The organism is Psychroserpens sp. XS_ASV72, from assembly GCF_041224425.1.
Classification (GTDB): domain Bacteria; phylum Bacteroidota; class Bacteroidia; order Flavobacteriales; family Flavobacteriaceae; genus Psychroserpens.
The window spans coordinates 154,348-166,690 of sequence record NZ_JBGFGL010000077.1 but is presented as its reverse complement, the minus strand read 5'-3'; the positions used below and the strand labels follow the sequence as shown (position 1 = coordinate 166,690).

General features: G+C 34.6%; 13 protein-coding genes. 6 read left to right on the top strand and 7 right to left on the bottom strand.

Translation table 11 applies throughout. The features are described from left to right. Positions 1-50: 50 nt before the first annotated feature. On the bottom strand, positions 51-923 hold the full coding sequence (locus AB9K26_RS09605) for a cupin-like domain-containing protein (protein ID WP_369972349.1): 873 nt from the start codon (positions 921-923) through the stop codon (positions 51-53). Between the two features lie 97 nt (positions 924-1,020). Here AB9K26_RS09605 and AB9K26_RS09600 point away from each other — a divergent pair, with 97 nt between their 5' ends. Further along, positions 1,021-1,686: a uracil-DNA glycosylase gene (locus AB9K26_RS09600; protein WP_369972348.1), complete on the top strand. Its 666-nt coding sequence runs from the start codon at positions 1,021-1,023 to the stop codon at positions 1,684-1,686. Positions 1,687-2,036: 350 nt separating this feature from the next. Here the strand turns inward: AB9K26_RS09600 and AB9K26_RS09595 are convergent, their stop codons facing one another. Genes AB9K26_RS09595 through AB9K26_RS09575 form a run of 5 tightly spaced genes read right to left on the bottom strand, consistent with a single transcriptional unit; the run spans position 2,037 to position 6,018 of the window. Beyond that, positions 2,037-2,891, bottom strand: a complete 855-nt coding sequence (locus AB9K26_RS09595) for a substrate-binding domain-containing protein (RefSeq protein ID WP_369972347.1) — start codon at positions 2,889-2,891, stop codon at positions 2,037-2,039. A 29-nt stretch (positions 2,892-2,920) separates the two neighbouring features. Beyond that, complete coding sequence (locus tag AB9K26_RS09590) at positions 2,921-3,793, bottom strand: nucleoside phosphorylase (RefSeq protein ID WP_369972346.1); 873 nt, start codon at positions 3,791-3,793, stop codon at positions 2,921-2,923. Continuing rightward, positions 3,783-4,721 (bottom strand): DUF1835 domain-containing protein, encoded by a 939-nt coding sequence (locus tag AB9K26_RS09585; RefSeq protein ID WP_369972345.1) that lies wholly within the window; start codon positions 4,719-4,721, stop codon positions 3,783-3,785. Before AB9K26_RS09585 ends, AB9K26_RS09590 begins: the two co-directional genes overlap by 11 nt. 2 nt (positions 4,722-4,723) lie before the next feature. Beyond that, entirely contained in the window at positions 4,724-5,056 is a 333-nt protein-coding gene (locus AB9K26_RS09580) for a translation initiation factor (RefSeq protein WP_369972344.1), read from the bottom strand. A 14-nt stretch (positions 5,057-5,070) separates the two neighbouring features. Further along, positions 5,071-6,018: an isopenicillin N synthase family dioxygenase gene (locus tag AB9K26_RS09575; RefSeq protein ID WP_369972343.1), complete on the bottom strand. Its 948-nt coding sequence runs from the start codon at positions 6,016-6,018 to the stop codon at positions 5,071-5,073. A 162-nt stretch (positions 6,019-6,180) separates the two neighbouring features. Between AB9K26_RS09575 and AB9K26_RS09570 the strand changes: the two genes are divergently transcribed. From AB9K26_RS09570 to AB9K26_RS09560, 3 genes are read left to right on the top strand one after another with little or no spacing between them, the layout of a single operon-like run. Next, positions 6,181-8,169, top strand: coding sequence for a thiamine pyrophosphate-dependent enzyme (locus tag AB9K26_RS09570; RefSeq protein WP_369972342.1), 1,989 nt, complete (start codon positions 6,181-6,183; stop codon positions 8,167-8,169). 2 nt (positions 8,170-8,171) lie between these two features. Next, positions 8,172-8,501: a hypothetical protein gene (locus AB9K26_RS09565; RefSeq protein WP_369972341.1), complete on the top strand. Its 330-nt coding sequence runs from the start codon at positions 8,172-8,174 to the stop codon at positions 8,499-8,501. A 29-nt stretch (positions 8,502-8,530) separates the two neighbouring features. Beyond that, positions 8,531-8,965 carry a 3D domain-containing protein gene (locus AB9K26_RS09560; protein WP_369972340.1) on the top strand — a complete coding sequence of 145 codons (435 nt, stop codon included), beginning with the start codon at positions 8,531-8,533 and terminating at the stop codon, positions 8,963-8,965. A 2-nt stretch (positions 8,966-8,967) separates the two neighbouring features. Here the strand turns inward: AB9K26_RS09560 and AB9K26_RS09555 are convergent, their stop codons facing one another. Then, positions 8,968-9,522 (bottom strand): ExbD/TolR family protein, encoded by a 555-nt coding sequence (locus AB9K26_RS09555; protein WP_369972339.1) that lies wholly within the window; start codon positions 9,520-9,522, stop codon positions 8,968-8,970. A gap of 635 nt (positions 9,523-10,157) precedes the next feature. On the opposite strand from AB9K26_RS09555, the gene AB9K26_RS09550 reads away from it, so the two are divergent. Both AB9K26_RS09550 and AB9K26_RS09545 read left to right on the top strand, forming a co-directional pair. Next, positions 10,158-10,619, top strand: coding sequence for an Hsp20/alpha crystallin family protein (locus AB9K26_RS09550; protein WP_369972338.1), 462 nt, complete (start codon positions 10,158-10,160; stop codon positions 10,617-10,619). A gap of 142 nt (positions 10,620-10,761) precedes the next feature. Further along, positions 10,762-12,276 carry a DEAD/DEAH box helicase gene (locus AB9K26_RS09545; protein ID WP_369972337.1) on the top strand — a complete coding sequence of 505 codons (1,515 nt, stop codon included), beginning with the start codon at positions 10,762-10,764 and terminating at the stop codon, positions 12,274-12,276. The last annotated feature ends 67 nt before the right edge of the window (positions 12,277-12,343 follow it).

The following is a 12,343-nucleotide window of genomic DNA, read 5'->3' as shown; positions in this document are numbered from 1 at the left end:
CATTGCAAAGGTACTTAAATAATGGGATAGAAATTAAACTGAAAATCGGTTTATCGTTTAACGCGTTTTCCTTCTTCATTGACGTAATGGCAAACGCAATCTTTTCGACCATAAAGACCAACACTATGAAGTTTACGCTTGATCAGTTCAGAGGATTTCATTTTAAAATTATCTAGAGGCGTAAAAGCAAAGTTGTTAGAGCTTATGGAGATGTCTAAGCCATAGACACAATGCCACCATGTTTGCGGAATGAAGAGCATTTCTCCTGGATGGATAATCGTATATTGTACATTAGCATTCTTGAACATCGGGTGAGCGGCTTCATCAAAATCTTCCATATTGACATCGCTCAATCGTGATCCTGGTTCGTATTTCTGACTTGGATACATCTTCTCAGATTCTTTTGGACTGACTAAAAATACTAATTTCCTACCTTCAATCAATGCTAGAATATTATTCGCTAAGCGATCTGTATGCCAACCTGTTAGCGTGCCACTTGGACCAATCCATAATGAGGTTGAATTTCTAACAGTATTTTTTGAGATCAATGAAAAATCGACATGTTCCAATAGCTCAGGAAACATTTTAGCAATTGGCATGTTGCCTAAATAGGTTTCCGTTTCGGTATTTCGTATTTCATCCAAATACTCCTTGAAGGCACCAAATTGCCAATTGGTATCATTTTGCCTGATATTTCCTTTGTATGTATAGGTTTCCTTATCTTTTCCGATTTTCTCAAAATAATCCAATGACCAAAGTTCTCTAGCTTTCCAATGATCCATCATTTTAGTAATCTTGACAGGAGCGTTTTTTTTGATATGTTCCTTAAAGAACACATCATGATCTATTTCTTCAATAGTTTTGATGTCTTGCAAGGGCTTATTTAAGATGCCTTGAACTTTATCTATGATTGCTTCTGCCATAGTTGTAGGATTTTGATAAAACGAATATAGTACATTTGAATATACAATTTTATGACATAATTCATATTTTAGACGATACGATTTTTTTTTAGATAAAATGAATGTTGATATACATAAAAGCTGGAAAAACCATCTAAACAACGAGTTTGACGAACCCTATTTTGAAAATTTGGTACACTTTTTAAAAAATGAGTACAAAACTTTTGATTGCTATCCACCTGGAAAGCAGATTTTTTCTGCTTTTGATTATTGCCATTTTGATGATGTAAAAGTTGTCATCATAGGTCAAGATCCATATCATGGATTTCGACAAGCAAACGGATTGTGCTTCTCAGTTAACGATGGAATTCCACATCCTCCATCATTGATTAATATTTTCAAGGAAATAGAATCCGATATTGGAAAGCCTTATCCTAAATCGGGAAACCTTGAGCGTTGGGCACAGCAAGGCGTACTACTTTTAAACGCCACCTTAACCGTTAGAGCTAATCAAGCTGGAAGTCACCAAAATAAAGGTTGGGAACAATTCACCAATGCAGTAATTAAGCTAATAAGCGAAAATAGAGAAGGTGTTGTGTTTTTGCTATGGGGAGGTTTTGCCAAACAAAAGGCTAAATTAATTGCTTCTGAAAAACATCATATTTTAACTTCTGGTCATCCATCACCATTAAGTGCCAATAGAGGATATTGGTTTGGTAATAAGCATTTCAGTAAAACGAATACTTATTTAATTGAAAAAGGATTAGAACCTATAGAATGGTAAACGTAGATTAACTTCCCGTAGGAGCTAATCTGGTACTGGTAAGCTGTTTTGTAGGAACTACACTCGTTTGGGTTTTGATTACTGTAGGTCGCTTGGTAGGTTTTCTTTTAACTGCTTTGTTGCAACTGAACTTTAAAAGTAAAAAATTAAAAGCTACAAGGAAAGCGATAATTAGCGTAATAATCATTATCATATACTTTAAGTTTTGTTAAGGTAATAGCACGATCAGGTATTAACAAATGTAATTAAATTTTTGAAAAATAGAAACTTAACTCAAAAAACATTAAAATTTTGTTAAAACCTATTTGATTATATAACAAGTACTTATTAAAATTTCCTACCTGTATTTCTTAAATTTTATGTACCAAATCCTCATAATCTACTTGCTTTGAAATTATCCCTAAATCTAGCAGTTTATGTTGCACCAAGGCAATGGTTTTCTTGTCAATAACTTCTTGCGACCATTCTGTTAAAGCAAGCCATTCTTGGACATCTTCAAGTTTTTGGTCATAGCGATTGGAAATGGTTGCATCGATACTTGGTATTGATTTGAAGTCTAGTGTCGTTGTGTTAATGATATCTAGGATTGTTTTGACATCACTTTCATTGTCTTTTAAAAATGCCTCATTAACAGCAATCACAAAGCATGGCCATGGTGTAGGGCTTTCATCGATTCTTCTAAAAACGCCACTGTCGACCAAAGGTTTCGTTGTGAACTTTTCCCACATAAAATAGTCAGCTTTGCCTTCAGTCAATCCATCAACAGCACCATCAAGATTTCTAATGACCTCAAAGTTTAGATCTTTATCTAAATCCCAATCGTTGTTTTCAGCATTGATATAAGCCATTAAATGAGAACCAGAACCATAACGGCTTATAGCAGCCTTAGTGCCTTTTAAGTCTTCAATTGTTTTATAAGGAGAATCTTTTGCAACGTGAATTCCCCAAATAAGAGGTGACTGTACAAAAGTTTGGATAATTTTACTTGGATTTCCCTCAATGATGTCTTTGATAATGCCTTCAGTTAGAATAACTGCCATATCGATCTCTCCATCGCGAAGTGCTTTGTTCATTGCACCAGTACCTCCAAAGAAGTCTTTCCATCGAAGATTAATGCCTTCTCTTTTATATTCTCCATTTTTTAGTGTTAAGTACCAAGCTAGGTTAAAATGCTCTGGAACACCTCCAATATTAATTATTTTCATGATTCTAATTTAGAAATATAAACAAACACTTAAACATTGATAATGCGATCAAGCGCATATAGAATTAGGTTTTCAACTGTTTGTTTTGGGTCTTTACTAAAATTACCGTTTGGTCTATTGGCAATTATGGCATTAAGTGAAAGCGCTTCATGACCTAGTAATTTTGACAATCCATAAATGACCGAAGTCTCCATTTCAAAATTGGTGATTCTAAAGTCCTTATATTGAAATGAATCTAATTTTGAGTTAAGCGTTGCATCTTGAAGAGGCAATCTTAAAACACGACCTTGAGGACCATAAAAACCACCAGCTGTTCCTGTCATGCCCTTATGAACTTTCTTACTATCAAAATAGTTTTCAAGATAAGAACTGTTATTGATGACAATTGGACGTGCTTTATTTTTATCCCAATTGGTATGCTTGATAAAAGCATTTTCAATATCTGGATTGCTAATATCATCTATTTGATAGAAGTGAAGCATACCGTTAATATCCAATCCGTGAGTACTTATCACAAACGAATCTACCGGAATATCCTTTTGAAGCGAACCAGAAGTACCAATACGTATAATGTTCAAGCTGGTTAGATCTGATTTTGGCTGACGCGTTTTTAGGTCAATATTCACCAAAGCATCTAGTTCATTGAGGACAATATCAATATTATCTGGGCCGATTCCAGTGGAAATAACCGTTAACAACTTATCTCTATAATATCCCGTTTGGGTTTTGAACTCACGCTTTTGGGTCGTAAATTCTATGCTGTCAAAATGTTTAGTGATTTTTTCAACTCGATCCTGATCACCTACAAAAATGATGGTATCAGAAATGTTTTCAGGCTTGAGGTTCAAATGGTAAACACTGCCATCTGGATTTAAAATTAATTCAGAATCTTTAATAGACATTAATATTGGTTTTAACGAGTTTGTTTTGGTCTTTGTTGTATTGATAGTCAAGACGTTTTAGCCCTCCGTAAGTCATATTGTTATTGATTTCCAACGACACGTTTTTAATTTTCAATAAGGCTTCATGACCAGTTCTACTCAAAGTCAGCTTCTCAACTGAAGTTTCAAAGTATACAGACAAATTATCAATCATCCGTTCCAGTTGTAAATCGCCATAACCATAATAACCTTGATAATTTAGGATGTAGCCCAACAAATGATGCTTGGACTTAATGTCTTTGTCCCGAACTATTTCTAAAATATTCTTTTCCAAAATATTGAGTCCAGATTTTGAATCAGGAAAGCGTCTTAAATGTGCTTTCAGGCAATTACTCATATACTTAAAAGACGAATTTTGAACAATGTAGGGTTTAAATAAGTTATGGTCTTTGCCACAATAAGTTCTCCAAAGTGACAAAGCTAAATCTTTATCATCTTTGGTTAATTCAATTTTATTCTGATAATGATTAAGCAACTGATCAGAAGTGAGTTCGGCTAAACCCTTGAAGTGTTTTTCACCTTCGATTCGTCCGCTACAAACTAAATAGAGTGGAAGCTTGATTTCCTTTTGATGTAGTAAACTGATCACACCCAGCATGTTGATATGACAAAACAAGTCGTATTCAAACCAAAGGACTATTTCGTCGTATTTATCAGCATCATTTAGTTTTGCAAGTTCTTGTTTGAGTTCATTTTCATTGATTTCAATGTCATAGTACTCGTTTAAAAATTCCTTTCGAATCATAAAGAATTCCTCAGAATTGATATGAGCAATAGTCGGTCCTTCGCAGAGCATTTCCTGCCAAGTAAGAAATTCGCCTTGAACATCTAATTCACGAAGGTACTTTGTTAAAACACTTCCATTGGTGATATGTAAAATCTCAGCCATGGTTATCCTCCAACACGTTTAACTGAAAATCCTTTTGCTTTGAGTATTTCCATGATTTTATCTCTGTAATCACCTTGAATGATGATTTTTTCATTTTTATAACTACCACCAACGCTAAGTTTTTGCTTGAGTTCTTTCGCTAGGGATTTAAAGTCATCTTCAGCACCATTATAACCTTCGAGAATTGTGATTGGCTTTCCCTTTCTTTTTTCATACTTACAGATAATAGGATCATCTTGAATCCAAATATCATTGGTATTATCCTGTAATTCTTCAGAAGGTTCTTCAGAAATATGGTCGGGAAACAAGTGCTTTAATTGATCTTTTAAATCCATGGATAATTAATTGACTATTTTTTTAATCCCAATTCAATTAAACGCTCATTTAAAAATTCGCCAGCAGTAATATCGTCGTACTGTTTTGGGTTGTCTTCGTCAACACAACTATCTAATACATTCAATTTCATTTCGCTTATAGGATGCATAAAGAACGGAATGGAATAACGAGAGGTTCCCCAAAGTTCTCTTGGTGGATTTACAACACGGTGAATTGTAGATTTCAATTTATTGTTAGAATGACGCGAAAGCATATCACCAACATTAATCATCAATTCGTCTGGTTCAGCAATAGCATCAATCCATTCACCTTTATGGTTTTGAACTTGCAATCCACGTCCTTGCGCTCCCATTAGTAAAGTAATGAGGTTAATGTCGCCATGGGCTGCAGCGCGAACCGCATTCTTTGGTTCTTCAGTAATTGGTGGATAATGGATTGGCCTTAGAATGGAGTTGCCATTATGGATATAATGATCAAAATAAGTTTCTTCTAAACCAAGATGCAAAGCCAAAGCCCTTAGGACATACTTCGCCGTTTTTTCAAGCATTTTATAGGTTTCCTTTCCAACTTTGTTGAACTCAGGAACTTCTTTAACCTCTACATTTTCAGGATATTCTTTAGCACGTTCTGGGTCATCATCAACATATTGGCCAAAATGCCAAAACTCTTTCAAGTCACCTTCTTTTTTTCCTTTAGCACTTTCTTTTCCAAAAGACACATAGCCACGTTGTCCACCAATGCCCTCAATTTCATATTTACGCTTGGTTTCAACCGGTAGGTCGAAAAAATTCTTAACCTCCGCGTAGAGCTTATCTACTAAAGCATCATCGAGGAAATGACCTTTAAGGGCAACAAAGCCAATCTCTTCATAAGCTTTACCAATTTCATTAATAAATTTTTGCTTTCTATTTGGGTCTCCAGAAATAAAATCTTCAAGGTTGACACTAGGTATTCTATCCATATTAAAATAGTTTGATATTACTGTATACTACAAAAATAACGAAAATAGCGGTAAAATCATATTGATACTTTAGTTCAAAAAAAAATGGGTTTGCAGGCAATTCATTCAAATTTTAGCTACATTTGATTCTCTATATCTAATTTGAATACTATGTTAACTTCAATGCGAAGTACAATAACTTACGATAAAAAAAATCTAGACGACCAAACCCTTCTCAAGCTTTATAAAAACATGCTCAAACCTCGTCTTATTGAGGAGAAGATGTTGATTTTATTGAGACAAGGCAAGATTTCCAAATGGTTTTCTGGAATTGGTCAAGAAGCCATCGCTGTAGGCGTAACCATGGCATTAAAACCAGAAGAATACATCTTACCAATGCATAGGAATTTAGGGGTTTTTACCACTCGAGAGATCCCATTACATAGATTATTCGGTCAATGGCAAGGTAAGGCTAGCGGATTTACTAAAGGGCGTGATCGTTCGTTTCATTTTGGAACACAAGACTACAATATCGTGGGCATGATTTCGCATCTCGGACCACAATTAGGTGTTGCCGATGGGATAGCACTTGCAAGTCTTCTCAAAAACAAAAATGAAGTCACAGCAGTGTTTACTGGAGAAGGAGGCACGAGTGAAGGTGATTTTCATGAAGCCTTAAATGTTGCTTCTGTCTGGCAACTTCCTGTACTATTTTGTATCGAGAATAATGGATATGGATTATCGACACCAACAAGTGAACAGTATCGCTGTAAGGATTTGGCAGATAGAGGTAGAGGTTATGGTATGGAATCCTTTGTTCTAGATGGAAATAACGTCATTGAGGTTTATACTAAGATTAAAAAATTAGTAGAAAGTATTCGTAAGCGTCCAAGACCAATTTTAGTCGAATTTAAGACTTTTCGAGTTCGCGGACATGAAGAGGCTAGTGGAACCAAGTATGTTCCTAAGGAATTAATGCAGCAATGGATCAAAAAAGATCCTGTTGAAAATTTTCAAGCCTTTTTAATTGAGCAAAAAATTCTAAATGAAAAGCAGGAAGTTGCAATCAAGGAAGGCATCATGCATGAAATACATGAAAATCTTCAAATTGCCTTTGACGAAGAACCAATTACGTCAGATATAGAGTCAGAGCTTAGTGATGTTTATAAAGCATTTGATTACAAAGAGATTAAACCCAATACTGAAACTGAAGAAAAACGATTGGTTGACGCGATTTCTGAAGGTTTAAGACAGTCCATGGAACAGCATAATGATCTTGTGCTTATGGGTCAGGATATTGCTGAATATGGTGGTGTTTTTAAAATTACGGAAGGATTTGTAGAGACCTTTGGCAAAGATCGGGTTAGAAACACGCCAATTTGTGAATCGGCCATTGTAGAAGCTGCTATGGGATTGTCAATAGCAGGAATGAAAGCAGTTGTTGAAATGCAATTCTCAGATTTTGTGACTTCTGGTTTCAATCCTGTGGTGAACTATTTGGCAAAGGTTCATTACCGCTGGAACCAAAATGCTGATGTTGTAGTAAGAATGCCTTGTGGTGGAGGTGTGGCCGCTGGACCTTTTCATTCGCAAACCAACGAAGCTTGGTTCACTAAAACACCTGGACTAAAAGTTGTGTATCCAGCATTTCCGTATGACGCAAAAGGCTTATTGGCAACAGCCATCAATGACCCGAATCCAGTATTATTTTTTGAACACAAAGCACTATATAGAAGTGTAAGGCAAGAAGTGCCAACAGATTACTATACATTGCCATTTGGAAAAGCTTCAATTTTAAGGGAAGGAAATTCTGTAACCGTTATTTCTTATGGTGCTGGTGTGCATTGGGCACTCGAAACATTGGATAAACATTCAGACATTAAGGCAGATCTCATTGATTTGAGAACCCTAAACCCATTAGATACTGAAACCATTTTCAACTCGGTTAGAAAAACAGGAAAGGCCATCATCCTTCAAGAGGATTCTTTGTTTGGAGGAATTGCTAGTGACATTTCAGCCTTAATTATGGAACATTGTTTTGAGTCGCTGGATGCTCCTGTAAAACGTGTTGGCAGTTTAGAAACACCGATTCCATTCATTAACCAATTGGAAGATCAGTATCTGGCTAAAGCTCGTTTTGAAAGTGCATTATTAGATTTGATATCTTATTAACTATGGATAACAACAAAACACATTTTTCAGAGAAAGCATTTGTCTATGCCATCATTACAATTGTTTTGTTTATTGTGTTCATCGTTCTTAAAAAGCTGGTTGGAGCCGAAGCTGTGCCATCAAAAAACTATGCATTTATCAGTGCAGTGGTGATGTTTTTAGTGGTTTTGTTCTCGTTTATCGGATTTATCTATAACCTAAGAGGCATTAAAGAGCCTAAATCCTTTAAAAAAATTAGTAGTTTTATTGTCAATGGTATTTTAATGATTTTGTTTGTGATCACGACCGTTGTTAATTTGATTGAAATCTACCAAACGTCTGCATCGCTATAATAGCTTATTTTTTTATAGTATCTTTAGCTATGGCTATAGATGTTTTAAAAAAAGTCTTTCTACTTTCTTTACTAGCACTGGTATTTTTTCAATGCAAGAATGATGAGTCTAATCTTTATGAATGGAAAACGATTGAGGTTAGAGCCACAGCTTATAATTCCTTATCATATCAAACTGATGCAGATCCTCACATCACAGCATTTGGAGATAGTCTGAAACCTGGTTTAAAATACATTGCGGTTTCTAGGGATTTACTGCAATTAGGTTTAGTCCATAACACTTTGGTAAAGGTGGATGGTTTAGATGGCACCTATCTAGTTAAGGATAAAATGCACAGACGTTGGCGAAAAACCATAGATATTTATATGGGAACTGATGTTGAGTCTGCAAAGGAATGGGGTAGACGAAAAGTCAACATCAGTTACAGAGTTAAACGCCAGATAGATAGTTTAAAAAACGAATAGCATTAATCCACTTCAGATAAAATAAACGGATAAGCTTCCCGAACTTGTTTTAATTCAGAGTTTGTAAGTTTGTTGACATCTTTATTCAAGAGTTCCATGGCATATCTTGATCGTAAATCATAATACGCTTTAGTCAGAGCATCCTGAATTTTGATATAAAATTCATAGGAAGCATTGGGATCACTTTTAAGTGAAATGATAGCAGTTGTTGGATTATCAGATGACGAAGCAGATTGGTTTCCTTGACAATAAACACAACTTCCATCGCCATTATTATCCAAAAAATCCTTCGTAATTTTTGTTAATAACTCTACTTTAATGAGTTCCTTCTCTAAAAAAAGCTCATTATTTGAGTTGATGCTAATCGCTAAAATATTGCGTTCATGAATCGGTGTGTCACAATTTTCATTTTTTGGACAGGGCTCAGGTAGGGTATGTTTGATACCCTTATCATTAGGAATCATTGCGGTTACTAAAAAGAAAATCAGTAGTAAGAATGCAATATCTGCCATAGAACCTGCATTGACTTGAGGAGAAGTTTGTCTTGAGCGTACCATGAGGAATCGTTTTTATGGTTTTCCAAATGGCCACAACAATAATACCATATTTAAAAATATAAGAAAAGCACTCAAGATTTGGGTCTTGAATGCCTTTCCTAATTTAAAACTAACACTAACTATTCTTATGAATTTATTTTACGGTTTCTAGATCGTCATTGACCGTATGCGACGTGTTGATAATTTTAGTTAAAGCTTTCATGGTAGATTGATTTTTTCGATTGATGATTATTGTTCTGAAAAATTTCAGTGAAGTTCTTACAAAGACATTTATCTGTAACGTCTTTTTGAGTTCCAAGTATAAATCCTTGTTTCTGTATTTGTACTTGACAATTGATTGTTGTGTAATGTTCTCATGATTATTCGTTTTTTATTTGATTGTTATACTAGATAGACGACATATTTTTAAAAATGTTACAGTACTATGCAATACAAAGTAGTTATTTAACAAATTTTAACACTTAATAAGTTGATATCAAATAGAGTAGAGGTTTTCAGTAAAATGTCAAAATGACTTAATTACTATTGAATACGGTTGAAAAATTGTCAGATTTAAGGTTGATTTCAGGCTTGGTATTTAATTTGCTATTAACTTTTTGAGTTTAAAACAAATGTTTAACTTAAATAGATTTACAATGAGTACACTAATGAAATCACCTTCAAAAGGTCAAGAACTTTCAACTCAAAACAGTTTATCATCATGGTTTGACAACTTTTTCGACAACGGAATCGGAACAGGATTTTTATCTAACTTCAATACAGGAATTACACTCCCAGCGGTAAACATAAAAGATAACGCTGAAGAATATATTTTGGAATTGGCAATTCCTGGAATGAAGAAATCAGATTTTGACATCGATTTAGATAATAAAGTGCTATCGATTTCTTCAGAAACTCAAACCGAAGATGAAGACATTAATGAAAACTATACACGTAGAGAATTTGGATATTCTGCATTTAAACGTACATTTTCATTACCAGATTCAGTGGAAACTGAAAAAGTAGAAGCCACTTACAATGATGGTATCTTAAAAGTGATACTTCCTAAGCGTGAAGAAGCGAAACAAAAACCTCCTAAACGCATTGAAGTATCATAAATAAACTTCTGGGTTTTGAAGAAAAAGAATGGAAGCGTTATACACGCTTCCATTTTTTTTCAATTGTTGTTAACAACATGCTCAGATAACCTCATAAAAGCTTAATTTTGTGAGAATTTTTTTTTAAAGAAGTACTAAATATATGTCGTCAACTCTAGAAATAGATCAACAAAAATTTTCTAAAAAACGTCTTTACGATTATCAAATCGCAGATCTCAATCGAATTTTCGATGTTCTAGAGAGTGCTCCAGACAATTACAATTTATTGTACCAACTTCCTACAGGTGGTGGAAAAACCGTTATCTTTTCTGAGATCGTTAGACGCTATATCAAGAACCATAAAAAAAAGGTGGTTATTTTGACACATCGTATCGAGCTGTGCAAACAAACTTCTAAAGTACTTCAAGGGTTTGGCGTAAAAAACAAGATCATTAATAGTAAGGTTAAGGAACTGCATGACCAAGATCAGTTTCAATGTTTTGTTGCCATGGTTGAGACCTTGAATAACCGTCTTAATGATGACAAATTGAAGCTAGAGGATATTGGTTTAGTAATTATTGACGAAGCGCATTACAACTCCTTTAGAAAACTCTTCAAGTTTTTTGACAATTGTTTTATTCTCGGTGTTACCGCTACGCCTTTGAGCAGCAATATCAAGCTTCCAATGAAGGATAATTACAAAGAGCTTATCGTTGGAGACAATATTTCTACCTTAATTAAAAATGGATTTCTGGCTTCTGCTGAAATCTATAATTACGATGTATCGCTTACCAGTTTGAAAATTGGTATCAATGGCGATTATACGGTAAAGTCTTCCGAAGCACTTTATACTAATGCAAGTATGCAAGGCAAGTTGCTGTTTGCTTATGAAGAATTGACTAAAGGTAAAAAGACCCTTATTTTTAATAATGGTATCAATACTTCCAAAGAGGTCTATTACACCTTTAAGCGTGCTGGTTATAATATCAGACACTTAGATAACACAGCATCAAAACAAGAACGAAAAGACATTTTAAAATGGTTTAAAAGTACTCCTGATGGAATTTTGACCTCAGTAAGTATCTTGACGACAGGATTTGATGAGCCTTCCGTAGAATCAATTATCCTTAACAGAGCTACCAGATCGTTGACGCTTTATTTTCAAATGATTGGTAGAGGGTCGCGTATTGATGGTGATAAGACAACTTTTAAAGTCATCGATTTAGGAAATAATATCATCCGTTTCGGACCTTGGGATCAACCCGTAGATTGGCAACACATTTTTAAAAATCCAGATTATTATCTAGAGAACCTTAGAAATGATGAAGATATCGAGCGTGACTTTGTATATGAAATGCCAGAATCTCTCAGACAACGTTTTAAGAAAAACCCGAATGATGATTTTGATATTAAGGAAGAATACAAAAAAGTGATTCGCCAAGGGCATAAGTCTATGAAAGCCATCGAGAACTCAATTCAGCAACATTCTGAATTGGTGATTGCCAATAGTGAAGATGTTTTTGAAGCTCGTGAGCTGGCAAAACTATTGCATGATGATATTTGTTATCGCATCAAGCAATATTGCTATTGTATCATGAATAGCACTAAAAATTACAAAGATTGGCTTTTAGAGGAATATACTCGTAAGCTTAGATTAAGCTTCAACGGTAAGTTTTAAGAATTAACTGCGACTACCATTTAGTTCTAATTTATTGTTAATGTTGAAATTTTCTTTACTTATTTCC

What these genes read in the sequence shown, in the direction of transcription:
- AB9K26_RS09580 (WP_369972344.1), bottom strand. Translation starts at nt 5,056, where the DNA reads ATGGATTTAAAAGATCAATTAAAGCACTTGTTTCCCGACCATATTTCT.
- AB9K26_RS09565 (WP_369972341.1), top strand. Translation starts at nt 8,172, where the DNA reads ATGGATAACAACAAAACACATTTTTCAGAGAAAGCATTTGTCTATGCC.
- AB9K26_RS09595 (WP_369972347.1), bottom strand. Translation starts at nt 2,891, where the DNA reads ATGAAAATAATTAATATTGGAGGTGTTCCAGAGCATTTTAACCTAGCT.
- AB9K26_RS09600 (WP_369972348.1), top strand. Translation starts at nt 1,021, where the DNA reads ATGAATGTTGATATACATAAAAGCTGGAAAAACCATCTAAACAACGAG.
- AB9K26_RS09555 (WP_369972339.1), bottom strand. Translation starts at nt 9,522, where the DNA reads ATGGTACGCTCAAGACAAACTTCTCCTCAAGTCAATGCAGGTTCTATG.
- AB9K26_RS09550 (WP_369972338.1), top strand. Translation starts at nt 10,158, where the DNA reads ATGAGTACACTAATGAAATCACCTTCAAAAGGTCAAGAACTTTCAACT.
- AB9K26_RS09575 (WP_369972343.1), bottom strand. Translation starts at nt 6,018, where the DNA reads ATGGATAGAATACCTAGTGTCAACCTTGAAGATTTTATTTCTGGAGAC.
- AB9K26_RS09605 (WP_369972349.1), bottom strand. Translation starts at nt 923, where the DNA reads ATGGCAGAAGCAATCATAGATAAAGTTCAAGGCATCTTAAATAAGCCC.
- AB9K26_RS09560 (WP_369972340.1), top strand. Translation starts at nt 8,531, where the DNA reads ATGGCTATAGATGTTTTAAAAAAAGTCTTTCTACTTTCTTTACTAGCA.
- AB9K26_RS09585 (WP_369972345.1), bottom strand. Translation starts at nt 4,721, where the DNA reads ATGGCTGAGATTTTACATATCACCAATGGAAGTGTTTTAACAAAGTAC.
- AB9K26_RS09570 (WP_369972342.1), top strand. Translation starts at nt 6,181, where the DNA reads ATGCGAAGTACAATAACTTACGATAAAAAAAATCTAGACGACCAAACC.
- AB9K26_RS09590 (WP_369972346.1), bottom strand. Translation starts at nt 3,793, where the DNA reads ATGTCTATTAAAGATTCTGAATTAATTTTAAATCCAGATGGCAGTGTT.
- AB9K26_RS09545 (WP_369972337.1), top strand. Translation starts at nt 10,762, where the DNA reads ATGTCGTCAACTCTAGAAATAGATCAACAAAAATTTTCTAAAAAACGT.